This window comes from Chelativorans composti, from assembly GCF_039541695.1.
Lineage (GTDB): Bacteria > Pseudomonadota > Alphaproteobacteria > Rhizobiales > Rhizobiaceae > Chelativorans > Chelativorans composti.
The window spans coordinates 86,091-112,078 of the sequence record NZ_BAABGS010000016.1; the positions used below are offsets into that span (position 1 = coordinate 86,091).

Genomic DNA, 25,988 nt, shown 5'->3' on the forward strand with positions numbered 1-25,988 from the left:
TTTTTTCGCGGCACGCATGCCGAATCCCTTCCGATCGCCCGAGGCAGGCGATAAGAATTGTGTGCAACATTGCCTCCAGACAATGATCCTGAACCAAAGGGGGAGCTGTGTCTCAACAAGATCAAGTCCGTACCGGTGGTGAAATCCTCGTGTCCGCCCTCAGGGTGCATGGCGTGGATACGGTGTTTGGCGTACCGGGAGAGAGTGCCCTGCCGTTCTTCGATGCGGTGGCGAAGGAAGGGTCGGGCGTGCGTTTCGTCCAGTGCCGGCATGAAGCCAACGCCTGCCACATGGCCGAGGCAGACGCCAAACTGCGTGGTCAGCCGAGCGCCTGCATTGTCAGCCGCGGACCCGGCGCGATGCACGCGGCCATCGGCCTGCATACGGCGAAGCAGGATTCCACGCCGCTGATCCTCATCGTCGGGCAGGTACCCACCAACGAACGGACCCGTGAGGGCTTCCAGGAAGTGGACTACGGCCGCACCTTCGGCGACATGACGAAGTGGGTGGGCGAAGTGCCGTCGGCCGACATGATTCCTGAGTATGTCAGCCGCGCGGTGAATTTCGCCATCCAGGGGCGGCCGGGCCCAGTGGTGCTGGTGGTGCCGGAGGACGTGTTCGGCATGACGAGCAGCGTGCCGGACTATCCGCCCTGCAAGCCTGCACATGCCCGCCCGTCGCCCGCGGACATGGGCAAGGTGGCCGAGCTCCTGCGCAAGGCTGAGCGTCCGGTGGTGATCGTCGGCGGAACCGGCTGGACGACGGAAGCGTCGAAGAAGGTCACGCGCTTCTGCGCGGAAAACAACCTGCCCGTGGTGGCGGGTTTCCGCTCGCAGGACATCGTCGATAATCGCCTGCCACAGTACATCGGCGACATGAGCCTCGGCGGAAACATGCTGGTGGCCGAACACGTGAAGCAAGCTGACGTACTGCTGGTGATCGGCGACCGGCTGAGCGAGATCACCACCAAGGCCTATACGGCGCTGGAGGTGCCGGTTCCCGAACAGACGCTGATCCACGTCTTCCCCGGTCCCGAGGACATCGGCAGCGTGTACATTCCGCACCTGCCGATCGTATCGAGCGTGACGGGCTTCGTTGACGCGCTGGAAGGCATCGGCAAGCTTGACTCGTCGGCTTGGGACAGCTGGACGCGCGAAGGCCGGGCCAACTACGAGGCCTTCCAGGAGACGCCGGCAAAGATCGACGGCATCAACATGGCCAAGATCATCAAGCACCTGAGCGAGACGCTGCCGGAGGATGCGATCATAACCAATGGCGCCGGCAACTACGCGATCTGGCTGCAGCGCTTCTTCCGCTTCAAGACGTTCGGCACGCAACTCGCGCCCAAGTCGGGCTCGATGGGCTACGGCCTCCCCGCCGGCATCGCCGCGAAGCTGCGCTACCCGGAGCGGACGGTGGTGACGCTGGGCGGTGACGGCTGCTTCATGATGGCTTCGCCCGATTTCGCGACGGCCATACAGGCCAACCTCGGGGTCGTGGTCATCGTGGTTAACAACGGCATGTATGGCACGATCAGGATGCACCAGGAGCGCAATTTCCCGGGACGGCCGAGCGGAACGGCTCTGCGCAACCCCGACTTTGCCAAGATGGCGGAGAGCTATGGCGTGTTCGGCGCCGTGGTGGAGACGGAAGACCAGTTCCCGGCGGCACTCGAGGCGGCGCTCGCTTCGGGCGGACCGGCGATCATCGAGATCCGCATGTCGGCGCGGCAGCTGACGCCGGACTTCGCAATCTAGCCTTCCTTTTTGCACTTTGGGAGGCGGGCTTCAGGCCCGCCTCCTTTCGTTTCGCAGCCATTTCGGGGGCCATGGGACGGCTACCTCGGGAGGGGCATGCGAAAGTTGCGTCAAGAATCTGCGCCTTAATCCAATAGTTGTACTTGCGGATGCCGCCCCCGGCAGCCCACAATTCCCGCCGGAGCGCAGCCCTGTTGCCGGGTTGCGTGGCGTATGGGGGCAGTAAGTCATGGCCGCATTGCCGCACATCTATCCGGTCCTGCTCTGCGGGGGGGCAGGCACACGCCTTTGGCCTCTGTCGCGGCAGAGTTATCCCAAGCAGTTCACCCGCCTTGTCGGAGAGGAAAGCCTGTTTCAGGCCGCGGCGCGCCGAACGGCAGGACCGGGTTTCCGCGATCCGGTCGTGGTGACGGGCGACCCGTTCCGATTCATCGTGCAGGAGCAGCTGGCCGAGGCGGGGATCGCTCCGGCCGCTATCCTGATCGAGCCCGAGGGACGCAACACGGCCCCCGCCGTGCTGGCGGCGGCACTCTGGCTCATGGAACAGGATCCCGAGGCCGCGATGCTGGTCTCGCCTTCGGACCATGTGATCCCGGACGGCGATGCTTTCCGGGCGGCGGTGATTGGTGCGCTGCCGGGCGCGCTCGAGGGCAGGCTGGTGACCTTCGGCATCACGCCGACCCGACCCGAAACCGGCTACGGTTATCTGGAACTGGCGGCAGGCGCATCGGCACAAGCCCAGGAACCGCAGCCGCTCCGGCGCTTCGTCGAGAAGCCCGACGCGGAGCGCGCCGCCGCGATGCTGAAAGCCGGAAACTACCTCTGGAACGCCGGCATTTTCCTGTTCACGGCGAAGGCCATGCTCGATGCCTTCATGCGCCACGCGCCGCAGATGCTGGAGCACGGTCAGGCGGCGGTGCGGCAGGCGCAGACGGATCTTGCGTTCACCCGGCTCGCGCCCGAACCGTGGGGTCGGCTCGACAATATTTCGATCGACTATGCCATCATGGAGAAGGCCTCCAATCTGGCGGTAATGCCTTATCCGCATGGCTGGTCGGATCTCGGCGGCTGGGAAGCCGTCTGGCAGGAGACGGGACCGGATGCGACGGGGAACGTGGTTTCCGAGCAGGCCACGGCGATCGACTGCCGGGGCTCGCTCCTGCGATCGGAAGCGGCAGGGATCGAGCTCGTGGGGATCGGGCTCGAAGATATGATTGCGGTGGCGATGCCCGACGCCGTGCTCGTCGCCCGCCGGGAGGACAGCCAGCGAGTGAAGGATGCGGTGAGCGCGCTCAAGGCGCGCGGTGCAAAGCAGGCGGTGGCCTTCGATCGGGAGCACCGGCCTTGGGGCTGGCATGAGCAGATTGCCAGCGGCGACCGCTTTCGCGTGAACCGCATCGTGGTCAAACCGGGCGGGGTGATTGCGCTGCAGAGCCATGTTCATCGCTCCGAGCACTGGATCGTGGTGCAAGGCACCGCGCGGATGACGATGGATCAGGACGTCAGGCTGGTGACGGAGGGACAATCCGTCTACGTGCCGCTGGGCGTGGCGCACCGGATCGAAAATCCGGGCAAGCTGCCCGCCATCCTGATTGAGGTGCAGACGGGCATCTATCTGGAGGAGGACGACATCATCCGCCACGAGGATGCCTATTCCGGCTAGGAAGCGTGCCGGAGCGGGTTGCCGAAGCTCGCCTTCGAGAGTCGGTAGCCGCGTCCGGTTGGAGGTCAGGGGAGATCCGTCGCCGAAATTCGGGAATTCGCTTATGGGGGAGGAGCAGGACCGTTTCAGCGTTTCAACGAGGCGCTGGAACGGTCCGATCCGTCAGGGGAATGCGCAAAGCCGCGGCCTGTGGGAGCGAGGATCATTGCCCGTCATCCTTCCTACCAGCGCGCCGCAACGTTCCGGACAGGTAGGGGTGTGTTCATCCCCCGGAGATGAGCGGCACGAACAGGACCGGCCCCAGATCCGTTTCCTCGAAGGTATTCTCGCCTATCCGCTCGATGCGGAGAAGGCGCTGGAAACGCAAGTCGGCCTCGACCGGAATGACCAGCCTGCCGCCCATGGCGAGCTGGTTCTTGAGCGCCTCGGGCACCTTTTCCGCGCTTGCCGCCACCACAATTGCGTCGAATGGGGCGGCATCGGGCCAGCCCTTGCTGCCATCGCCGATGCGGGTGGCAATGTTCGTGTAGCCTAGCCTTTCGAAACGGGCGTGCGCCTCGCGGGCAAGCGAGGCATGGCGTTCGATGGTGTAGACCTGGGAGACGATGCGGCTCGCCACGGCTGCAGCGTAGCCCGAGCCGGTGCCGACATCCAGAACGCGGTTGGTTGGCCGCAGACTGGCCGCCTCCAGCATGACGGCGACCACGTAAGGCTGGGAGATGGTCTGTCCTTCGCCGATGGAAAGCGGGCTGTCCTCGTAGGCGAGATTCCTGAGATCCGCAGGGACGAACTCTTCGCGCGGCACGACGCGCATTGCTTTCAACACAGCCGGGTCCTTCACGCCCCGACCGGCGATCTGCCGCTCGACCATGCGCTCGCGCGCTGTCCTCGACATTTGCTCTTCCGCGGTTCCGGTACTCCCTTTCCCGGAAGCCGCTTTGAAGTCCGGCATGGCCATGCCCTTCCCTTGTCGACGTAATAAAGGGCAAAGCGCCTTAGTCGGCAAGGGGACGAAGTGCCGAGGGCTCGCCGCCGGGGACCCCGGGGTCATCCGGAATTTCGGGCAGGTCCGGCGGCGCGTGGAAGGGTTCCTCGATGGGCGGAGGCGGGTCGATGTCGGCGCGGGAATGCCGGGATCGGGCTCGCCCGGAGGGTCTGCGGGAGGGTCCGGAGGACGCGCCGGTTCGGGATTGGGATTGTCCGGCGCCGGTTTCGGCTGTTCAGGATCTGACATCTTGGGTCTCCGTGGCCTGTTGGGAACCGCATAACAAGGCGGGGGCGCGACGGTTCCACAAAAAGCGATGTGCCGGTCACGTTCTGGAGCAGAGCACGATTTTCCGTTGCGCCGGGACGGAAAACTTGCATCCATGGAGCAGGAATGGAGGAGGTGCGCGCCCTCGGGCAGCGACCGACGTGTTTGCGTATGGCCGCTCGGGCGAAGAGCGGTGCACGGAGTCTTGCGAGGAGGATCATGGCGATCAGGAATACCGACCAGTGGGTGGACAGCCTGCGGCCCAGGGTGGCGGCGGTGACGCCGCAGGAGCTCTCCGACCGGCTGAAGCGCGGCGACAAGATAACGGTCATCGACCTGCGCGAGCTGCAGGAGCGGATCGACAGCGGCACCATCCCCGGGTCTCACCACGTGCCGCGAGGGATGCTCGAGTTCTGGGCGGATCCTGCCTCGGTCTATCATCGCACCTATTTCACGGAGGATGCGGAATACGTGGTCTTCTGCGCGGCGGGACAGCGGTCGGTGCTGGCGGCCGTGACGCTCATGGAGATGGGCTTCCCCAAGGTCTCGCACCTCGAGGGCGGGTTCGGCGCCTGGAAGAAGGAGGGCCTGCCGATCGAGGATGCGGCCGCCACGAGCCGGTGGCAGCGCAAGACGCCGCGGGATGTGCAAGTCGGCTGACGCCGAAAGGGCTGCGACGGTCTGCAAGCAGGCCCGCATGGCCGGGACGCGGAAGCATCCCCTGACGCGGTGGGATCCGGAAGGGTGATTGCCGGGGTTGCGGAAGCGTCCGCCCGGCATATAGATGCGTGCAGACCAATCCTGCGCTCACCGGAAAGATCCATGTCCGATTCTTCGCAAGCCGTTCTCGAAATCGTCCCGCCCGCGGGCCCGCTCACGGGCAAGATCACGCCTCCGGGGTCGAAGTCGATTACCAACCGGGCTCTGCTGGTTGCCGCACTGGCGAAGGGCAGGAGCGTGATCACGGGCGCGCTTTCCAGCGATGACACGCGCTACATGGCGGAGGCTCTTCGCGCGATGGGCGTGGCCGTCGAGCGGCAGGGCACTACTTTCACGGTCACGTCTTCGGGCAGGCTGGCGGCGCCGGAGAAGCCGCTGTTCCTCGGCAATGCGGGAACGGCAACGCGGTTTCTGACGGCGGCCTGCGCCTTCGTCGAGGGCAGGGTGGTCATCGACGGCGACGAGCACATGCGCAAGCGGCCGATCCGGCCGCTGGTGGAGGCGCTACAGCGGCTCGGGATCGACGCCCGCTGCGAGACGGGCTGCCCGCCCGTGGAGCTGTTCGGCAATCCGGCCGCCTTTGCGGGCAGGGATGAGATCAGCGTCGAGATCGACGGGTCGCTATCCAGCCAGTATGTCTCCGCGCTGCTGATGGCGGCGCCGCAGGCGCCGGTGCCGGTCAATGTGCGCGTGACGGGCGACGGCATCGGGTCGCAGGGCTATATCGACATCACGCTTTCGGTGATGCGCGCCTTCGGGGCGAATATCGAACAGGAGAAGGCTCTTGCCTGGCGCATAACGCCGACCGGATACACGGCCACGGACTTCGCGGTCGAGCCCGACGCTTCTGCCGCCACCTACATCTGGGCGTGGGAGAAGCTCACGGGCGGCAGCATCGACATCGGGGTGCGGCCGAAAGACATGAGCCAGCCAGACGCGGTGGCCTATCGGTTCATCCAGCAGTTTCCGCATTTTCCGGCTGAGATCGCCGGCGAGCAGATGCAGGACGCCATCCCGACACTCGCCGTCATGGCCATGTTCAACGAAACGCCGGTGCGGTTCACCGGGCTCAGCAACCTGCGGGTCAAGGAGTGCGACCGGGTGCGGGCTCTGTCCACCGAGCTCAACAAGATCGCGCCGGACCTGGCGCGTGAGGAGGGCGACGACCTCATCGTCCTTGGACGGCCTGATCGGGCCAATGACGACACGCCGGTGGAAATCTTCACCTATGCGGATCACCGCATCGCGATGAGCTTCGCGCTGGCCGGACTGAAGCGGAAAGGCATCCGCATCCTCGATCCGGGTTGCGTGGCGAAAACTTATCCCGACTACTGGAAGGATCTGGCACGGATCGGGGTCAAATACAGGGCTTAATGCCGCGAAATACTCATTTGTTGCGCCGATTTGAGACCCTGGATCCAGTCCGATCCCTAAATACAGTTTTAATGGGGCGGCAAAATATTGCCACTTTAGGTGCGCGGCATTTTCATTTATCTAGGCGCGGCCAAAGCTTGCGAGCCTTGCCGCGCCGGACTCTGCAAGCGTTTTCCGGCGGGGTTTCGCGCATTGTTGGTTAACCAATACAGGTTAGCGTAGTCAGGAAAGATCGGTTCGGGGGCGTGCCGTGGATATGGTCGCGAGGTTGTATGATATCGAGAACGTTTTTGAGCTCGCGCCAATATCCCTGTGGCTCGAAGATTACAGCGGCATCCGGAAACAGTTCGATCAGTGGCGGGCTGAGGGTGTCACGGATCTGAGGTCGTTCCTGCTGGAAGACCCCAGCCGGCTTCGTCAATGCACAAGCCAGATCCGCGTGTTGCAGGTGAACAGGCAGACGCTTTCCCTTTACGAGGCCGCGAGCCTCGAGAGCCTGGTGAGCAACCTGAACCGGGTCTTCCGGGAGGACATGGCGGAGTCGCACATCGAGGAGATGGTGCAGCTCTGGAACGGTTCCACCACGTTCGAGAGCAACACGATCAACCACACGCTGAGCGGCCGTCCCATCAACATTCAGCTCAAGGGCCGCATCCTGCCGGGCTACGAAGAGAGCTGGGAGCGCGTCCTGCTCTCCATCGACGACGTAACCGCGCTCGAAGATGCACGGCGGCAGCAGGCCCGCGAGAAGCAGTATGCGGAGTGGCTGTTCCAGCATTCGCCGGTCTCGCTCTGGGTGGAGGATTTCAGCGAGATCAAGCGACTCATCGACGAGGTGCGCGAGCGCGGCATCACCGACTTCCGGGTGTTCACGGATGTGCATCCGGAATTCGTCGAACGCTGCATGAGCGAGATCAGGGTGCTCGACGTCAACCAGGAAACACTGACCCTCTTCGGCGCGCCCGACAAGCGGACCCTGCTGCAGAACCTGCCGCAGATCTTCCGCGATGAAATGGTCCGGCACTTCCGCGAGCAGCTGATCGAGCTGTGGCAGGGCACGCTCCTCCAGCGCCGCGAGGTGGTCAATTATGCACTCGACGGCTCGGTGCGGAATCTGCTGATGCAGCTCGCGGTGCTGCCGGGGCACGAGGACGACTGGTCGCTGGTGCAGGTCGCGTTGACCGACATCACCGCGCGCAAGAAGGCGGACGCCTATCTCGAATATTTGGGCAACCACGATGTGGTGACGCAGCTCTACAATCGCGCCCACTATGTGAGTGAGCTCAAGCGCCTGGAGCGCAAGCAGGAGTATCCGGTTTCCATCATCTTCATCGATCTTGATTGCCTGAAGATCGTGAACGACCGGCTCGGGCACGATGCGGGCGACGAGCTGCTCAGACGAATGGGCGAAGTGCTCAACCAGGCGGTGAGCACGCCGGGCCATGCCGCCCGCATCGGCGGTGACGAGTTCGCCGTCGTGCTGCCGTTCACCGACGAGAGCGGAGCGGAGAAGGTCGTCAAGGTCATTACGGACCTCACGGCGCTCAACAATCAGTTCTATTCGCAGATGCCGCTGCGCTATTCCATCGGTTATGCGACCTCGCGGCCCGGCGAGCGGCTCGACGCCGTCGCGCGGCGCGCTGACCTCAAGATGTACGAGGACAAGCGCACGAAGGAAGGAACCGAGCCGCAGCTCATGGAGATCTGAAGCCGGGCAGGCGCATCCCGCGCTCGGTATCCCTGAACGATGGCTTCCCATCGCCCCATCAAGTCAGGTGCTTGTTGGAGAAAATTGCGTTTGCGATGACGATGATTCTGCGCCCGTCGGCGGCTCCGGCCCTGCCCGTGCACCTGGCGAAGCCCGGATATTGCTGACACCGGGAGTCTGTGCGGTCCCGAACGGGGAAATGCAACACCAAGCTACTGCAGACACGGAACCCGAAAATGAAACCGCCGCAGCCCGGGCTGCGGCGGCTCATGTTTTCCCTTGCGGGAAGCGTGCCGATCAAAACTTCACGTTGAGACCGATGCGGCCGCCGTGCTCGCGATTGCCATTACCGAACGCGCCACTGTAGGAAACGTTCAGGGACGCATCCGGTGTGATCGAAAAGTCGAGGCCGGCCTCCACGACGGCGGCATTTTTCGCGACCGGCGCGCCGGTGACGGTGAAGTCGTTGCCGAACGCCAGGCGATGGGTGGCGGCAGGCTCGACGTCACCGAAGGCGTGCTGCCAGCCGACCGTTCCACGCGCAGTGACGGAAATGCCCGAAACGTCGAACGTGCTGGAGGCATGCAGGCCGAGCGTCAGGAACGTGGTGTCCATCGACCGTGCCCCGGCGCTGAGAGCGGTCGCGCCGCCTTTCTCATCGTACCCGTGCGTGCGCAGGTGGATATGCGCGAGGTTGGCGAAGGGCTCGAAGGTGGCGCCGCCCATGTCGAGCTGGTAGCCCACTTCGCCGAACGCATGCAGCGCGCCGGCGTTATAGTCTGCCGTCAACTTCTCGCCCAAACCGCCGAAGCCGACCGCGCGGTTCGTCTCTACGTTCGACCAAGCGTAGGCCAGGCCGCCGCGGATGCCAAGGCCATTCCAGCGATTTCCGCCATAAGCGCCGAAGTGGAAGGTGTCGGCCTTGCCGGAGGAGGTGCGGGCATCCACGTCGAAGCTTGAGTGGCTGTAGCCGGCGAGGAAACCAAGCGTCCAGCCGTCGAACACGCCGTCGACGCCGCCCAGAATGCCGCCGATGGAACGGTCCAGTCCGGCTGCGTTGCCGTTGCCCTTGAGGGAGCCGTCCGTGCCGAAGCCCTTTGCCCAGACATTGTAGGCGGCGTTTGCCGATGCTTCCGCCGCGCCGGAGCGCAGGCGGTCGAGAGCGGCGGCGCGAACGTGGCGGGTATCCTCGACAAGCGCCGACTTGGCCGAGGCATGGATCTCGCCCGAAAGCGCGTCAAAGGCGGTAGGCGCCGACTGCTCGTTCAGCTGCAGCAGCCCAACGTAGAGCGGATTGGTCTTGCCGACCTCGCCGATGCCTGCCGCAACGGCCTTCTGGTTCGCGGTGCGGGCGGCAGAACTGAAGTCGACGGTATTCCGCTCCATGACGATCCGGATCTCGCCGTTCTCGTCGATGACGATGTCGGCATCCATGAAGGTGAAGTCATGGACGACGGAAGTGAAGCTTCCTTCAACGGAGGCTGCACGCATGAAGGAATAAGGCTTCGACGGCTCGAAGACTTGTGAGCCGGAGTCGATGCGCAGCGTGCCGCCCTTGAGATACGCGGTGCCGAGGACCGTGAGGACGTCGCTGTTGCCGTCGGTGTCGACCTCGGCTTCGAGGATCAGGCCGGAAAGATCAAGGTCGCCCTGGACGGTCAGCGTGCCGATCGAGTTGCCGGGCGCGATCACGCCGCCGGTCTGGCCCTCGACACCGCGGATGCTGCGCACGGTGCCGACGCCGCCGAGCCTGCCGTTGGCGCCGATCTCTACCTGGCTCTGCGAGAAGTCGCCATTGACCGCGAGCAGGCCCTGCTCGACGACGAAGCTGCCCAGGAACTTGCTGTTGTCGCCCGTCAGGTTAAGCCTGCCGGTTCCCGACTTGGTGAGAGGGCCGCCGCCGTTGAAGGTGCCTTCGAAGGTGGTATCGGCATTGTTGGCGCCGATGATGAGACGGCCCATGGGCGTGAAGTTGATGGTGCCGGCGCCGGCAAGTCCGCCGATGGTCTGTGCGCTGGCCAGGTCAAATCTGGCTCCCTTGTTCAGCCGGAGGGTCGACGCGGAGGAGAGGGCTCCCTCGGCCGCCACGGAAAGGGTGGCATCGGAGTCGATGATGGTCTCGCCGGACCAGGCGAGCTTGCCGGCAAGCAGGAGCCTGCCGCCGGTGAAGGTGACGTTGCCGGTGCCCGTGCCGGAGCCTGTCAGCCTCGTGTCGCCGCCGATGTCGATCGTGCCGCCGTTGTTGCCAGCCACGAGGTCGTGGCGGAGCTCGGAAACGCCGGCCAGCATCAGCGTGCCGCCATCGAGCGCGACCGCGCCAGCAACGTCGCCGAGCGACTTGTCGTCGGTGACCTCAAGTTCGCCGCCACGAACGACGGTGCCGCCCCGGTAGGTATGTTCATACGTTCCCCCATGATTCAATGGAAAAGACGTGATGACTGAGGGGGCATCACATATAAAAAATATGTGCAACAATCAATGAGCGACGGGTTGAAGGCTATTCCCTTGTTAAACAAGATACTTAACGCCAAAAGCTTTTTTAAAATAAGGCTAACTTGCCTTAATCCCTTCGCCTCCGCCGTCCGAGACAAGATTCGACGCGGGACGGGCGAAGGGTTGAGTGATCTGCGATAGTACAGTGGTCCCGATGGCCCCCAGAGGAGGAGGAAGAAGAAATTGGCTATGAATTCTGCCTCTCCTGGTAGTATCTCTTGATCTTCATAGGCGTGTGAGGGCTGCGAGCAATGCCATTGCGTATCCGCAGGAACGTCTGCGGGTTCATGGCTCCACGCCGCTCGAATAGGCCCCTCCTTTCGCCATTGATTATTAGATCAGCGGCCGCTTCGATGCGTGATTTTCGGTAGAGTACGTAGGACCGGTGCCGGAGCCATTCATGCTCGAACGCCTCGACGAGGCACGTATTGTCGCAGAGGCTGTTTGTCCAGGTCACGATTGGAACGAGAAGCTAATTACCTATCGGGCAAGGGTCTGTGCAAACCACGAAGAGATGGCGACGCATTGGATCATTTGACGGTCCCGAGGGGATCAGAAGTGTACCGGCAGCGGCAATCACCGACGCCTCCGTGCCTCCCTGAAGACCTGATCGACATGCTCGAAATCAGCCGACAATCGATTAAAATCCTCGGCGTTCGGCGTTCCGACGGCATGCAGGATGCGCTGGAGGGGGATGACGGTGGAACCGCCATTCGGGTCTTCCCATTCGGGGATGTTGCGCGGGTCATGTGTCCAATCGCGCAGTTGCCACTGCGACATGCGCCCAAATCGCTCCCAGACGGCATCAGCGCAGGCCATGTCGGCCTCACTCAGTTCATCCAGGTCATCAATACGGATGTTGGGATCGGCGAGCGCAATATTGTGATTCTCACGATCCCGGAGGAATTCCGACCAACCGCTCTTCTCGGGCTCATAGGATCCTGTGATGTACGCGTAGGTTAGCGAGTTGACCGGACCATGCGGCATGGAGCACCGCTTTTCCTCGAGTACGGGAAAGCCATAGCGCTTGATGCTCTCGCGATCTATCATGTAAACCAGTTTCACCGCCTTGAGGACGTTGAGCGCCGGCCCGCCTGACTTCAGGATCAGATAGGCGATCAGTTGCGCGGCTTTTCTCGGCTCATAGCTCATCTTCGTCTACCGGCGTCCCGATGACGCACTGAATTGCATATAGCACATCCTCGCAAGTCGGCGAAATGGTGGCGTTTCAATGGGTCCGTTGCCCGCCTGCTGGCGGGTTGGCCACGATCCGCACAGCCGCTGATGAGCGGTCGGTCATGGATCGTGGCAGGAGTCGCCAAAGCGTGTCAGGCCTTCTCCAAGGGAGGTGTGGTCAATCCCCGGATCTTTTCGGCCAGGTAGCGCGGCCCGAGGTGCTGCCCGACCGCCTCGTGCATGATTCTGGCAGCTTCCGTCATCCTGTTTTCGATACGATTGAGCGGGCCCGCCACGGTAAGCGAGAAGATGCGCTCGGACAGGACGATGGGCAGGGCCGCGCCGCCGAGATCCACGCTGTAGTTTGACGCGGAACGGAACCATCCGCGGAAAAGCCCTGCCTGGATCTGGTCTTCCACCGCCTGCACGCTCATGGGGGTGCCCGAGCCATAACGTTCGAACGTCACCTTCTTGAGCAGTGCAGATCTCTGACGGGCGGGCCATTGGCTCATGATGGCGTGGCCCGACGCTGTCGCATGAAGCGGAATGCGCTGTCCCACCTCGGCCGCATAACGAACGCGTTCCTTGGACTGGATGACCTCCAAAAAGATGACATGCATGCCGGTTGCGCTGCCGATGCAGACCGTTTCGCCGGTTCGCTGGTTGAGGTCGATGGCAAGCCGTCTCAAGGTTTCCGGGACAGGCTCGGCCGCGGCAATGGCCTGCGCAATCGAAAGCCAGCGCGGGGTGGGATAGAACCGCCCGCGTCCCTCCGGCTCGAACAGATAGCCGCGCGATGTCAGGGTCGTAAGCGTGTTGAAGGTCGAGGATCGCGGCCAGCCGAAATGCTGCGAGATTTCCGCCAGGCTTGCAGGCTTTCCATGTTCGGCAAAGAACTCCAGCAGATCAAGCAAGTTTGCGATTTGTCGTACCTGAACCACGATGCTCCATCCGTTTCGAGTGGCTGCACAACTCAGCGATACCATTGTCTATATACTTGAACAACTGCGGCAACGTAAGAGCGCAAAGAGCATACTTTCATATATTTGGACAAATAGTTCACATTTCTGGTTGACGGACGTTGCGTTCTGAAGAAGTATCAAGTGTGCAGAATGTTGCATCGCTTGATGCACGCATGAGCAGCCGCGGTCCGTATCATTCCGGGCAGCGCGTCGGGAGGAAATGAATGATACGACAATCCGTAGGGGGGAGCCGGGCCGGGCTTAGTCGCGGCCTGGAGCTGATGGATCTTTGCCTGATGGTTGTGGCGGCGGCGGCGATTGGCGCCATCATGATCATCGTCACGCCGGATGCGACGCTGCGTTACACGATGAACGCGCCGCTCAGCTGGTCCTATGATCTCATCGGCCTTTATCTGATGGTGGCCGTATTCTTCCTGACGCTTCCGGACACACTCAACCACCACGCTCACATCGCTGTCGACCTGTTCCAGCGCCTGATTCCATTCCGCTGGTGTCATCTGTTCCTCGGGATCGGCTACGCGATGTCGACGTGGGTGATGGTGCTGATCACCTGGGGCGGATTGCGGCGCCTGGACACCGCCATTGCACGCGGCGAGCACATTGCCGCTCTCATCCCCTGGCCAACCTGGGTCGCCTACCTTCTCGTCGTCGTGGGGTCGGCGGCGCTGGTGATCCGGTGCGTTTACAGGGTTTACGGCCACCTTGCGTCGGCCATCACGGGGAGGCTTCTGGTGGACATGCCGCCGGTGGCCGATGAAAGCGGCGGGGGGGGGGGACATTTAACATATGCTAGTCACGTTCGTTCTGTTGCTGCTGGGCTTCCTGCTCGTCATCGGCCTGCCGGTCGCCTTCGCCATGGCCGTCTCAGGCGCGATTGGCCTCTATCTCTACGGGGGCATGCCGATACTGTCCGGCATTCTGGGTACAACGCCGCTCACAACCGCCAATTCCTATGAGATGATCACCATCCCGATGTTCGTGCTGATGGCGGAGTTCGTCATCCTCTCGGGCATCGCGAGCGATCTGTTCAAGGCGGCGACCGTGTGGGTGGGGCGGATCAGGGGTGGCGTCGCAATGGCGACCGCGATCGCCGGAGCGGGCTTTGCCGCCATCTCCGGCTCGAGCACGGCAGCGGCCGCGACGCTTGCGGCAACCTCCCTGCCGGAGATGATGAAGCAGGGCTACGAGCCAAAGCTGGCCGGGGGCGTGGTTGCCATATCAGGCACTCTGGCCATGCTCATCCCGCCTTCGGTGGCGCTCATTCTCTACGGCATCCTGGCTGACGTCTCGATTTCCAAACTGCTCATCGGCGGCGTTATTCCGGGCCTGATCGTTACCCTGGCCATCGTCCTGACCGTGTGGATCCTCGTGCTTCTGTGGCCGGACTCGGCGCCGCCCGGCAAGCCGTATCCGTTCCGTGAGAAATTTACGTCCCTCAAGCGCGTCGGGCCGATGCTGGTCCTCTTCATTGCCATCACCGGCACCATCTATTCGGGCATTGCCACACCGACGGAAGCCGCGGGCATCGGCGCGTTCGTCGCGATGCTGCTCGCGCTCTACGAGGGGAAGCTCACCCTGTCGACCCTTTGGATCGCGCTGCGCAACTCGGCGCAAACGAGCTGCATGATCCTGTTCATCATGATGGGTGCCCACATTTTCGGGTACTTCATCACACTCACCCGCGTGACCAACGACCTGACGGCCTGGGTGTCCACGCTGCCGCTCGCGCCGCTCACCATCATGTTCCTGATCCTGCTGGGATACATCATCCTCGGCTTTTTCATGGATCAGATCGCGATCCTGATCCTCACCGTTCCGGTCGTGTTGCCGACGGTGATCGCGCTCGGGTTCGATCCGATCTGGTTCGGCGTGATCGTGGTGGTCACCGCCGAGGTGGGCATGGTCACGCCGCCTCTGGGCATGAACGTCTTCGTCGTGGCGCGGTACACGCGAAGACCCATCGGCGAGTTGTTCCGGGGCGTCATGCCGCATGTCTGGGCGCATCTCATCGTCATCGCGCTGCTGACCCTGTTTCCGGGGCTCGTTTTGTGGCTGCCGTCGACCATGAACTGATGGCAGCCGGCGAATGGCCGCCGGCGGGCGGTCGTGTTGAACCGAAGTCTTATTTGGGAGGAACCGACATGAAGACGGCATTGAAAGCAGGAATTGCCCTTGCTGCACTTGTTGCATCGGCAGCATTTCCCGCCGCGGCGGAAACGCTCCGCGTGGGAGATTCGTTTCCCGTGGGGCACTACATCGCCGAAAACATGACCAAGTTCTGGATGGAGGAGGTCAAGAAGGAGTCCAACGGGGAGATCGACTTCGAGTACTTCCCGGCAGAGCAGCTTGGCAAGGCCAAGGATCTGCTGGCACTGACCCAGAGCGGGGTGATGGATATCGGCTATGTCGGCGCGTCCTACGTCAGCGACAAGCTTCCTCTGTCTTCAGTGGGCGAGATGCCGGAGGCCTTCACCACCTCCTGCCAGGGAACCAAGGCGTTCTGGGAAATCGCCAAGCCGGGCGGCGCGATGGACGAGGCTGAATTCGCTCCGAACGGCGTGCGTGTGCTGATGGTGATGGTTCTGCCGCCCTATCAGGTCTTCACCTCCAACAGGGAGATCACCGGACTCGACAGCCTGAAGGGACTGAAGATCCGCAGCACGGGCGGCGCGAAGGAGCTCGCCGCACAGCTGGTAGGGGCGGTGCCGATCCAGATTCCCGCTCCGGACACGCGTGACGCGCTCCAGCGCGGTACCCTGGACGCGCTCCTGTTCCCGCATTCGTCCATCCTGCCCTACGAAGTGACTCCGTTCCTGAAGCATGCCACGCAGGACGTCAACTTCGGCTCCTTCGTGGTCACCTATGTGATCAGCCAGAGCAAGTGGGATCAGCTCGACGAGAAAACCCAGAAGATTCTGGCGGAAGTTGGAGAGAAGGCCACGATGCACGGCTGTGAGGTGGCCGACCGCCTGGATGGCGAGGACAAGCAGAAGATCGCCGATTCCGGCGTGAAGTTCGTCACGCTGCCGGAAGCGGATCAGGAGAGGCTTCAGGAGATTCTGGGCACGGTCAGCCAGCGTTGGGCCGAAGATCTCGACAAGAAGGGCAAGCCCGGAACGAAGATCCTTGAGGCATTCCGCGACGCGCTCTGATTGCCTTGGGGTCAGGTGCGGCCAAGGCCAAGCCTGATCGAAACTGCCGGCGGACGGGGCATGGGCATACCGCCATGTCGCGCCGCCCCAAGAAGGAAAGTTCAAGATGTCTCCGGGAGAAGACGCTGCTCCCGGAAAAAGGCACGGCAAGTTTATCATTGAATAAAATGTCCAAAATATTGGACAGTAGGAGGAGTACCAGATGGGGCCGCTGGCCGGAGTGAGAATAATCGACCTGACTGCGGTGCTGATGGGACCATATGCAACGCAGTTTCTCGGCGATCTTGGCGCGGATGTCATCAAGGTCGAACCGCCGAAGGGCGATCTCGTGCGCTCGATCGGTCCTGCCCGCCATTCCGGCATGGGGCCCATCTTCCTGAACGCAAACCGTTCAAAGCGTTCGATCGTCATCAATCTCAAGACACCGGAGGGCAGGGAACTGCTGCTGGATCTCTGCCGGGATGCCGACGCACTCGTCTACAACGTCCGGCCGGCTGCCATGGCGCGGCTGGGGCTTTCGTACGAAGAGGTGTCCGCAGTCAACCCGCGCATCGTGTACGCCGGCCTTTATGGCTACGGGCAGGATGGTCAATATGCCAGGCGGGCCGCTTACGACGACCTGATTCAGGGAGGCGCCACGCTCGGTCACCTGTTTCAGCTGTCAGGATCTCCCGAACCGCGTTATGTGCCGGCGGCTATAGCCGACCGCATCGTCGGGCTGACAGCCCTGAGCGGCATCCTGGCAGCGCTGCTGGAACGCGAGCGGACCGGCCGCGGCCAGCGCGTTGACGTGCCAATGTTCGAGACGATGGTCGGCTTCATCCTTGGCGACCATCTGGGCGGCCTCACCTACGACCCGCCACTGGACAAGGGTGGCTATGCCCGTCAGCTCGCACGGGATCGCAGGCCCTTCCGCACCGCCGACGGCTATGTATGCGCGCTCGTCTACACCGACGAGCACTGGCAGCGCTTCGTGAAGGCGATCAATCAACCCGACCTGTTGGAGAAAGATCCGCGCTTCGCGACCTTCAGCGCGCGAATGGAGAACGTGGACCATGTCTACGGCTGGCTGACGGAACTGTTCCTCACTCGCACGTCCGCGGAGTGGATCGCGCTGCTGGACGAACACGACATTCCGGTCATGGCCATGCACACGTTCGAGACCGTTCTGGAGGATCCCCACCTTTCGCAGGTCGGCTTTTTCCGCCGGGTGAAGCACCCGAGCGAGGGCGACATCATCACGATGGCCAATCCCATCCGCCTGTCGGGCCAGCCGGCGCAGTCGGACCGTCTCGCGCCCCAGCTCGGCGAGCATACGGTCGAGGTGCTGAGGGAGATCGGGAAGAGCGAGCAGCAGATTTCAGAACTTCTACAGAAAGGAATTGTGTCCGCGGCGTCCGCGCGGGCCGAGGGAGGAAGAGGTTAGCCATGGATTTCGGTTTGACGAGTGAGCAGGAGGCGATCCGCGAGGCTGTGGGCCAGATCTGCGCCCGTTTCGACGACGCTTACTGGCTGAAGCGGGACAAGGAAGGGGGCTTCCCGCAGGATTTCTACAACGCACTGGCAAAGGAGGGCTGGCTCGGCATCTGCACCTCCGAGGCGCTGGGCGGCGCAGGTCTCGGCATCACCGAGGCGGCGATCATGATGCGCACGATCGCGGAATCCGGAGCCGGCATGTCCGGTGCATCGGCCATCCACATCAACATCTTCGGCCTGAAGCCGGTGGAGTTCTACGGCACCGAGGAGCAGAAGAACCGGATGATCCGCCCCATGGCCGAGGGGCGGGAGAAGGCCTGCTTCGCCGTAACCGAGCCGAACACGGGCCTCAACACCACACAGCTCAAGCTGAAGGCGGAGAAACGCGGTGACCGGTATGTCGTGAACGGCCAGAAAGTGTGGATTTCCACCGCGCAGGTGGCTGATCGCATCCTGCTGCTTGCGCGCACGACGCCGCTCGAGGAGGTGAAGAAGGCTACCCACGGCCTGAGCCTGTTCTACACCAAGTTCGACCGCAGCAGGATCCGCGTGCGGGAGATCGAAAAGATGGGCCGCAAGTGCGTGGACTCGAACGAACTGTTTTTCGACGGATTCGAGATCCCGGAAGAGGACCTCATCGGCGAGGAAGGACGCGGGTTCGAGTATATCCTTCAGGGAATGAACCCCGAGCGCATCCTGATCGCCGCGGAGGCGGTCGGCCTCGGCATGGCGGCGCTGCGCAAGGCCAACCAGTACGCGCGGGAGCGCATCGTCTTCAACCGGCCGATCGGCCAGAACCAGGCCATCCAGCATCCGCTCGCCAAGTGCTGGTGCCAGCTCGAGGCCGCCTGGCTCATGGTGATGCGCGCCGCCTGGCTGTTCGACAACGGCAAACCCTGCGGCGAGGCGACCAATGCAGCCAAGTATCTTGCCGGAGAAGCAGGGTTCGAGGCCTGCCAGACGGCGGTCATGACCCACGGCGGGTTCGGCTATGCCAAGGAATATCACGTCGAGCGTTACCTGCGTGAGGTGATGGTCCCGCGCATCGCCCCGGTCAGCCCGCAACTTGCTCTCTGCTTCATCGCAGAGCGGGTGCTTGGAATGCCCAAGTCCTACTGAGGTCTGCCATGGTTCCCATCCCTGCCCACGATCTGCCGCTGCAAACCGTCTTGACGGAGGGTGCGCGCGTGCTCATTGGGCAGGGCACGGCGGAGCCGCTTACCCTGACGCGAGCGCTTCTGAGACAGGCGGAGACGCTGCCACCGTTCAGGTTCTTCGTCGGGCCAATCTACTCGGACACCTTCGAGGGCGAACTGCCTCCCGACCTGGAATTCGAGAGCTATGGCGCGATCGGGCGCACCGCGCGGCTTGCCCGCGCCGGGCGATTGCGGATCTATCCAGAGCACTTTTCCGAGCTGTCGCGCGCGTTCCGGACGGGCCGTCTCAAGGTCGATGTCGTGCTGCTTCAACTGCGTCCGTCACTCGATGGCCGCGGCTACAACCTGGGGCTGGCCCGCGATTTCGTGATCGACGCTGCGCGTCGGGCACGGCATGTGATCGCGGAGATCAACCCATGGCTCCCCGCTTGCCACGGGGGCGAGGTCGGGCCGGAGCTTGAGATCGCGCATGTCATGGAGGGCGAGCATCCGCCCGTGGAAATGCCACCATCCCGCTATGGCGGAACCGAGCAGCGGATTGCTTCGCGCGTCGCAGAGATCATTCCCGATGGTGCCGTGCTGCAGGTAGGGGTGGGGGCCGTGCCGGCGGCCGTGTTGAGGGCCTTGTCCGGCCACCGGGACCTCGGCTTCCATTCGGGTGCAGCCACTGACGAACTGGTGGAACTCGCCGAAAGCGGCGCCCTCACCAACGCGCGAAAGGAATTGGATGCAGGGGTGTCTGTCGCGGGCATCCTGCTGGGTAGCCGAAAGCTCTATGAATTCGCTCATCGAAACCCGCACCTGCGGCTCGCGGGGCCGCAGGAAACGCATAGTCCTGACCGCATGGCACGGCTTTCAAGGTTCCATGCCATCAATTCCGCAATCGAGGTCGATCTGACAGGCCAGGTCAATGCCGAGACCGCCGGGGGGCTTCACCTCGGGGCAGTGGGCGGACAGGTCGATTTCGTGCGCGGGGCCCGTCTCTCGGAGGGCGGGCGCGCAATCATCGCGCTCCCCTCAACGACGCGGGAGGGAAAGAGCCGCATCGTGCCGTCGGTGCCCACCGTTACCTGCGCCAGATCGGACGTGGATGTGATCGTCACGGAGCACGGGGTGGCGGAACTCGCCGGGCAGGATCTCGATGAGCGGGCGCGGCGCATGATCGCCATTGCGGCGCCGGAATGGCGCGAACCGCTGGAGCGTGCGTGGTTCGACAAGCGGAGGGAGTTATGAGCGGGCAGGAAAGAAGACAGGGGCCGCTGGCAAGCCTGCGCATCGTGGAAATGGAGGGCATCGGTCCCGTCCCGCTGGCGGCGATGCTGCTGGCCGATCTCGGCGCCACCGTGATCCGCGTCGAGCGCCTCGTGGCGGGCGACGCGGGGATTGCCCGTCCGAGGGAGTTCGACTTTGCCACGCGCGGACGCATCGCCGTGCCCGTTGACCTCAAGTCCGCGGATGGACGGGACCTCGTTCTCGACCTCATCGCGAAGGCAGACGGATTGGTCGAGGGTTTCCGCCCGGGGGTCATGGAGCGGCTCGGACTGGGCCCCGGCGACTGTCTCGCCCGCAATCCCCGGCTCGCCTATGGACGGCTTACCGGATGGGGGCAGGACGGCCCGCTGGCGCAGACGGCGGGACACGATCTCAACTATCTGGCCCTGACCGGCGTGCTCGACCGGCTCGGCCGGGCCGGACAGCCCCCGGCGCCCCCCATCAACCTTCTGGGTGACTACGCAGGGGGCAGCATGCTGATGGCATTCGGCCTGCTTGCCGCCATTCTCTCGGCGCGCGAGACGGGCGCCGGGCAGGTGGTCGATGCCGCGATGGTCGATGGCGTTGGACTTCTGGCCGTGCCGCTGCTGGGTCTCATCGGTGCGGGGATCCACAGCGGCGGGAGGGGCGAGAATCTGCTCGACACCGGCGCACCGCACTACGAAGTATACGAATGCGCGGACGGCAAGTGGCTATCGGTAGCCCCGATCGAAGGCAAGTTTCGCAGCATCATGCTCGAGGGGTTTGGCTTCGACCCGCGGACGTTCCCGGATGTTTCTCAGCGGGAAAACTGGTCCGAGGCACGCCGGCTGCTGGCCGAAAGGATCGCCACCAGGACACGTGCGGAGTGGGAGAAGGTCTTCGAGGGCAGCGACGCTTGCGTCACCCCGGTTCTCGATTTCGACGAGGCGATGGATCATCCGCACAACCGAATTCGCCGTGCCCATGTGGAGGTGTCGGGCAGGATGCAACCTGCACCGGCGCCCCGCTTCTCCGCCACGCCCGCTGCAATGCCGCAAATGCAGGGGCGTGGCGGAGATGAGGCACGTGCCGCCCTGGCGGACTGGGGCATAGCGGAAGAGCGGATCGCGCGGCTGCGTGAAGCTGGTGTGATTGGTTAGGAGCAGTTCAGATTTCACGGAGCCTCTGGATTGCTTAACTGTTTGTTTTTTCGCGGTTCCGGACGGAAAAGCGGTTCCCACTTTTCCTGGAACCGCTCTAGAGTTCATCTGAGGCGCCTTTCCGGCGCGACCAGGATCAAGGGAGGTAGAGTTGCCTGGACTTTATTTTGAGGAGTTCGAGGTCGGACAGGAGTTCGAGCATCCGCTCTCGCGCACGGTGACCGAGTACGACAACATCTCGTTCAGCCTGATGACCCTAAATCCGCAGCCGCTGCACATCGACAATCACTTCTCCGAGCAGACGGAGTGGGGCAAGCCGCTGTTCAACAGCCTCTACACGCTTGCCATCATGATCGGCATGTCCGTGCAGGACACGACGCTCGGGACCACGATGGGCAATCTCGGCATGACCGACGTGAAGTTCCCGAAACCCGTCTTCGCGGGCGACACGCTACGCGCAAAGACAAAGATCATCAGCAAGCGGGAGAGCGCGTCGCGCCCCAACGCCGGAATTGTCGAGTTCGAGCACACCTGCTTCAACCAACGCAATGAAGTGGTGGCTGTCTGCCGTCGGTTCGGGATGATGTACAAGAGGCCGACGGCATGATGCGCTCCCTGCTATTTGTCCCGGGCGACAGCCCCCGAAAGTTCGCGAAGGCGATAGGCACCAATGCCGATGCGCTGGTGCTGGATCTCGAGGATTCCGTTGCCGCTTCCGAGAAGGCCGCCGCGCGCGAGTCGGTGTCGAAGATGCTTGAGAGCGACAGGGCGGGCAAGCTGCTCATCGTCCGCGTGAATGCCTTCGACACCGGGCTGACGCTCGACGATCTCGCCGCCGTCATGTCCCACGCGCCGGATGGCGTGATGCTTCCCAAGTGCCGTGGCGGGGCCGATATCGACCTGTTGAGCCATTGCCTCGATGCCTTCGAGGCGGCCAACGGTCTCGCGCGCGGCCGCACCGGTATCGTGGCGGTGGCGACGGAGACCGGGGAATCGGTGCTCGGCCTCCCGACCTACCGGCCGCACCCCCGCCTGCTCGGCCTGCTCTGGGGCGCGGAGGACCTGGCGGCTTCAATAAATGCAACGACCAATCGCGATGGCGAGGTTTACAGCGGACCATTTCTGCTGGCGCGCAACCTGTGCCTGATGGCGGCCTCGGCAGCCCAGACGGCGGCGATCGACACGGTTTGCACGAATATCGGCGACCTCGACTATGTGGCGGCCGAGGCGCGGGCAGCAAGGCGGGACGGGTTTTCCGCCAAGGCGGTGATCCATCCGAACCATGTCGATCCCGTCAATGCCGCGTTCCAGCCGACCGATGAGGAAGTCGAATGGGCGCGCAAGGTCATCAAGGCTTTCGAGGACAATCCGGATCAGGGCGTGGTGAACATTGATGGCAAGATGATCGACAAGCCGCACGAGCGCGCCGCGCGCAAAATCCTCGCGATGGTGAAGAACTAGAAGGCTTGCGACTGCGGGGAGGGCGGCGACGATGACGACGACCGAGGAGGGGATGCCGCAAGGCTTCTGGACTACAACACGCATTGCGGTGCTGGTCGTCGTCATAGGCTTTCTCTGCAATTTCGTGGCCCGGGGCATTGTCGACACCTATCTCGTATTCATGCAACCGCTCGAGGCGGAATATGGCTGGAGCCATGCCAAGCTCACGCAGGTCTATTCGGTCTACCTGCTGACGCTGGGTTTCTTCTCGCCTTTCACGGGAGCGATCCTCGACAGCTGGGGGCCGCGCGTTTCCTATCTGACCGGAGCGCTGCTGATGACGGGAGCAATGCTTATCGCCTCGCACGCATCGCAGATCTGGCATCTCTATCTCTCGGTCGGGATCATGTGCGGCATGAGTTCGTCGCTCATGGGCATGGTACCCGCCGCTGCACTGGTAGGGCGCTGGTTCGACCGGCAGATGAGCATCGGCATCGCCATAGCCTATGCCGGATTCGGATCCGGCATGCTTGCCATCGTCCCGCTCGCGCAGGCAGGGATCGACGCCTACGGCTGGCGCGAAACCTATCGCATCATGTTCTTCTGCCTGCTTTTCTTCGTGCCGTTGATTGCCGTCTTGCCGTGGAAGCGGATCGCCCAGGGGGCGCCGGGAAATCCGCGCGCCCTGGCTGCCCGGCGGCCGAAAAGGGAACAGGCGGACAATTTCTCCGTGCCGCAGTGGAGCGTGCGGACGGCCATATGGACAAGGGAGTTCTGGTTGCTGGTCCAGGCCTTCTTCTTCACGGCGGTGGCGGCGTATCTCACCTCCATTCAGGTGATCGCCTTCCTGATTGACCGGGGGTATCCAGCGATTGAAGCTGCTCTGGCCTTCGGTGTTGCCGGCATGCTGTCGATTGGCGGGGTCATGCTATCGGGATGGGCAAATGTCTATCTGGGCATCCGCCGAGCGACGGTGATCTCCTTCACCGGAACCTTCCTCGGCATTGTCGGCCTGTGCCTCTATTCGGTCTGGCCCAACCCGCTCTGGGTTCTGGTCTATGTGCTCGCGTTCGGCACGAGCCAGGGGGCGCGCGGTCCGGTCATCAGCGCCCTCAACGCGCGGATCTTTGCCCGCGGACGCGTCAGCTCCATCTACGGGCTGATCTTCATGCTGATGTCCTTCGGCTCGGCCTTTGGCGCCTGGCTGTCCGGTTTCCTGCACGACCTGACGGGGGACTACATGGCTGCCTTTATCGTCGCCTGCCTCAGCGTATTTCTGGCGGCGGCTCCCTTCACGCTTACCCGCCGGCTGGTGGACGCGCGCGAGCTTCCGCCACCGGGGCTGTGATGAGCCGTCCGACGCAAGCGGGAGGAAATGATCGTTGAGGCTGCGAGGGAGGTTATTGCTCAGGCCGAAATCGACCCTGCCGGCTGTCGCCAGCGGGGTCGGGCCAGCGAGATGCAGCGTCAGGGCGCTGAGCGGAGTCTGCCCTGTAACCTGGGCGGTGCCGCCGTCGCCAACGACGCGAGCATCCCGCAGGCCGATCGCCCGATGCTGCGGGACGACGTTCGAGATGCGGTTTTCATCCCGGGAGGACGGGGACTGTTCAGGAGGGAGGAAAGATGAACATTGCCAACTGGCTTTACCAGTCAGCACTGAGTTGGCCTGAACGGCCAGCCGTGTTCGAAGGAGAGCGGGTGCTGCAGACCTATCGGGAGCTGCTGCAGGCGGTCTGCGACCGCGCCGCCGAGCTGTCATCGAGATTTGGCATCGAGCCGGGCGACCGTGTTGCGATCTTCGCCAAGAATGCCCCGGAGTATATCGATATTCTCCACGCCTGCTGGTGTATCGGCGCAATCGCCGTGCCGGTCAACGCCAAGCTTCATCCGAAAGAGGCGGAGTGGATCATCGATAATGCCGGCGCGCGGCTGGTCTATACCGATGACGGCCGGCAATTCGCGGGCAACGATTCCATACGAGAAATTCGGGTTGCGGACCCGGTCGAGGGGCGCGCGCCGGTCACGGCGCCAGCCATGAGGGACAGGGACGATGTGGCCTGGCTGTTCTACACGTCGGGCACGACCGGCCGTCCGAAAGGCGTGATGATCACCCATGGCAATCTCGTGTCCATGTCGCAGTGCTATGCAATCGACGTGGATTCACCGCGAGCCGAGGATCACATGCTCTATGCCGCGCCCATGTCGCATGGGGCGGGGCTCTACATGCTGCCGCAGATTCGCGTTGCGGGCCGCCACGTGGTTCCCGCTTCGCGCGGATTTGACTGCGACGAGATCATTTCACTCGCGAAAACCTGCGGCAACCTCGTCTTCTTCGCGGCGCCCACCATGGTGAAGCGCCTGATCACGGCGTCGCGGCAAGCAGGTTTCCGCGGCGAGGGTATCCGCACGATCATCTACGGCGGCGGCCCCATGTATGCGAACGACATCGACGAGGCACTGGAACTCTACGGGCCCCGCTTTGCGCAGATCTACGGCCAGGGCGAGACACCGATGACGATCTCGGCTCTGCCGCGCGATCTGGTGGCGGACGAGAGTCATCCGCGCTGGCGCGATCGCCGCTCCTCGGTCGGTATCGCGCAGGCGTGCGTGTCCATCAGGATCCTCGGGCCGGACGGAGAGGTGCTCAGGCCCAATGAGACGGGTGAGATCTGCGTGAAAAGTCCCACGGTCATGAAGGGCTACTGGAGAAACGAACAGGCCACGGCGGAGGCGATCCGGGACGGCTGGCTGCGTACCGGCGATCTCGGTCATCTGGATGAGGATGGCTTCCTCTACCTTACCGACCGCTCGAAGGATGTGATCATATCCGGTGGCACCAACATCTATCCGCGCGAGGTGGAGGAGGTATTGCTGCGCCATCCCGCCGTATTCGAGGTGGCGGTGGTGGGCGAGCCGGAACCCGAATGGGGCGAGCAGGTGGTTGCGTTTGTCGTGATCAAGCCCGGCCAGACCGTCGGACCCGATGCGCTGGAAGCCTGGTGCAGGCAGGAGATCGCCTCCTTCAAGAAGCCGAAACGCTACATCTTCATCGATGAGCTGCCGAAGAACAGCTATGGCAAGGTTGTGAAAACCGAGCTTCGCAAACGTCTGTCGGCGTGATCGGGCATTTGCGCCTCACCTGTCAACGGCGGTGCAAAATCCGGCCACGCGGCGGCGCAAAACCAGGCCAGGTGGCAGTGGCCTGCGCCATGGCGCGCGCGCTTACCAATAGCTGGCGCGTGCC

At 63.3% G+C, this 25,988-nt stretch carries 20 protein-coding genes; 16 read left to right on the forward strand and 4 right to left on the reverse strand.

Annotated features, from left to right (window positions below; genetic code table 11):
- The first annotated feature begins 107 nt into the window (after positions 1-107).
- Entirely contained in the window at positions 108-1,757 is a 1,650-nt protein-coding gene (locus ABD906_RS04875; RefSeq protein ID WP_345098460.1) for a thiamine pyrophosphate-dependent enzyme, read from the forward strand.
- 229 nt (positions 1,758-1,986) lie between these two features.
- Positions 1,987-3,420, forward strand: coding sequence for a mannose-1-phosphate guanylyltransferase/mannose-6-phosphate isomerase (locus ABD906_RS04880; protein WP_165277111.1), 1,434 nt, complete (start codon positions 1,987-1,989; stop codon positions 3,418-3,420).
- Between the two features lie 262 nt (positions 3,421-3,682).
- Here the strand turns inward: ABD906_RS04880 and ABD906_RS04885 are convergent, their stop codons facing one another.
- Positions 3,683-4,315, reverse strand: coding sequence for a protein-L-isoaspartate(D-aspartate) O-methyltransferase (locus ABD906_RS04885; protein ID WP_165277352.1), 633 nt, complete (start codon positions 4,313-4,315; stop codon positions 3,683-3,685).
- A gap of 576 nt (positions 4,316-4,891) precedes the next feature.
- On the opposite strand from ABD906_RS04885, the gene ABD906_RS04890 reads away from it, so the two are divergent.
- From ABD906_RS04890 to ABD906_RS04900, 3 genes are all read left to right on the forward strand, one after another.
- The gene (locus ABD906_RS04890; protein ID WP_165277109.1) at positions 4,892-5,332 is read left to right on the forward strand and encodes a rhodanese-like domain-containing protein; all 441 of its coding nucleotides are present in this window, start codon (positions 4,892-4,894) and stop codon (positions 5,330-5,332) included.
- Between the two features lie 162 nt (positions 5,333-5,494).
- Complete coding sequence (locus tag ABD906_RS04895) at positions 5,495-6,766, forward strand: 3-phosphoshikimate 1-carboxyvinyltransferase (protein ID WP_165277108.1); 1,272 nt, start codon at positions 5,495-5,497, stop codon at positions 6,764-6,766.
- 256 nt (positions 6,767-7,022) lie between these two features.
- Positions 7,023-8,474: a sensor domain-containing diguanylate cyclase gene (locus ABD906_RS04900; RefSeq protein WP_378187830.1), complete on the forward strand. Its 1,452-nt coding sequence runs from the start codon at positions 7,023-7,025 to the stop codon at positions 8,472-8,474.
- A 297-nt stretch (positions 8,475-8,771) separates the two neighbouring features.
- Here ABD906_RS04900 and ABD906_RS04905 read toward each other — a convergent pair whose 3' ends face one another.
- The 3 genes from ABD906_RS04905 to ABD906_RS04915 form a co-directional block, all read right to left on the reverse strand.
- Positions 8,772-10,895, reverse strand: coding sequence for an autotransporter family protein (locus ABD906_RS04905; RefSeq protein WP_345098462.1), 2,124 nt, complete (start codon positions 10,893-10,895; stop codon positions 8,772-8,774).
- A 648-nt stretch (positions 10,896-11,543) separates the two neighbouring features.
- Positions 11,544-12,119: a Panacea domain-containing protein gene (locus ABD906_RS04910; RefSeq protein ID WP_345098463.1), complete on the reverse strand. Its 576-nt coding sequence runs from the start codon at positions 12,117-12,119 to the stop codon at positions 11,544-11,546.
- Positions 12,120-12,295: 176 nt separating this feature from the next.
- Entirely contained in the window at positions 12,296-13,057 is a 762-nt protein-coding gene (locus ABD906_RS04915; RefSeq protein ID WP_345098464.1) for an IclR family transcriptional regulator, read from the reverse strand.
- Between the two features lie 272 nt (positions 13,058-13,329).
- On the opposite strand from ABD906_RS04915, the gene ABD906_RS04920 reads away from it, so the two are divergent.
- From ABD906_RS04920 to ABD906_RS04970, 11 genes are all read left to right on the forward strand, one after another.
- On the forward strand, positions 13,330-14,082 hold the full coding sequence (locus ABD906_RS04920) for a TRAP transporter small permease (protein ID WP_345098466.1): 753 nt from the start codon (positions 13,330-13,332) through the stop codon (positions 14,080-14,082).
- Positions 13,964-15,199 carry a TRAP transporter large permease gene (locus tag ABD906_RS04925; RefSeq protein ID WP_345098476.1) on the forward strand — a complete coding sequence of 412 codons (1,236 nt, stop codon included), beginning with the start codon at positions 13,964-13,966 and terminating at the stop codon, positions 15,197-15,199. The genes ABD906_RS04920 and ABD906_RS04925 overlap by 119 nt, the downstream gene beginning before the upstream one ends.
- 68 nt (positions 15,200-15,267) lie before the next feature.
- A complete protein-coding gene (locus ABD906_RS04930; RefSeq protein WP_345098467.1) occupies positions 15,268-16,278 on the forward strand; it encodes a TRAP transporter substrate-binding protein in 1,011 nt (336 codons plus the stop codon).
- A 202-nt stretch (positions 16,279-16,480) separates the two neighbouring features.
- Positions 16,481-17,704: a CoA transferase gene (locus ABD906_RS04935; RefSeq protein ID WP_165277099.1), complete on the forward strand. Its 1,224-nt coding sequence runs from the start codon at positions 16,481-16,483 to the stop codon at positions 17,702-17,704.
- A 2-nt stretch (positions 17,705-17,706) separates the two neighbouring features.
- Entirely contained in the window at positions 17,707-18,873 is a 1,167-nt protein-coding gene (locus ABD906_RS04940; protein WP_345098468.1) for an acyl-CoA dehydrogenase family protein, read from the forward strand.
- An 8-nt stretch (positions 18,874-18,881) separates the two neighbouring features.
- Entirely contained in the window at positions 18,882-20,144 is a 1,263-nt protein-coding gene (locus ABD906_RS04945; RefSeq protein WP_165277097.1) for an acetyl-CoA hydrolase/transferase family protein, read from the forward strand.
- Positions 20,141-21,304: a CoA transferase gene (locus tag ABD906_RS04950; RefSeq protein WP_165277351.1), complete on the forward strand. Its 1,164-nt coding sequence runs from the start codon at positions 20,141-20,143 to the stop codon at positions 21,302-21,304. The genes ABD906_RS04945 and ABD906_RS04950 overlap by 4 nt, the downstream gene beginning before the upstream one ends.
- Before the next feature lie 151 nt (positions 21,305-21,455).
- Complete coding sequence (locus ABD906_RS04955; protein ID WP_165277096.1) at positions 21,456-21,911, forward strand: MaoC/PaaZ C-terminal domain-containing protein; 456 nt, start codon at positions 21,456-21,458, stop codon at positions 21,909-21,911.
- Positions 21,911-22,765 (forward strand): aldolase/citrate lyase family protein, encoded by an 855-nt coding sequence (locus ABD906_RS04960; protein WP_165277350.1) that lies wholly within the window; start codon positions 21,911-21,913, stop codon positions 22,763-22,765. The genes ABD906_RS04955 and ABD906_RS04960 overlap by 1 nt, the downstream gene beginning before the upstream one ends.
- 31 nt (positions 22,766-22,796) lie before the next feature.
- Complete coding sequence (locus ABD906_RS04965) at positions 22,797-24,092, forward strand: MFS transporter (protein ID WP_345098469.1); 1,296 nt, start codon at positions 22,797-22,799, stop codon at positions 24,090-24,092.
- Between the two features lie 275 nt (positions 24,093-24,367).
- The gene (locus tag ABD906_RS04970) at positions 24,368-25,864 is read left to right on the forward strand and encodes a class I adenylate-forming enzyme family protein (protein ID WP_345098470.1); all 1,497 of its coding nucleotides are present in this window, start codon (positions 24,368-24,370) and stop codon (positions 25,862-25,864) included.
- The last annotated feature ends 124 nt before the right edge of the window (positions 25,865-25,988 follow it).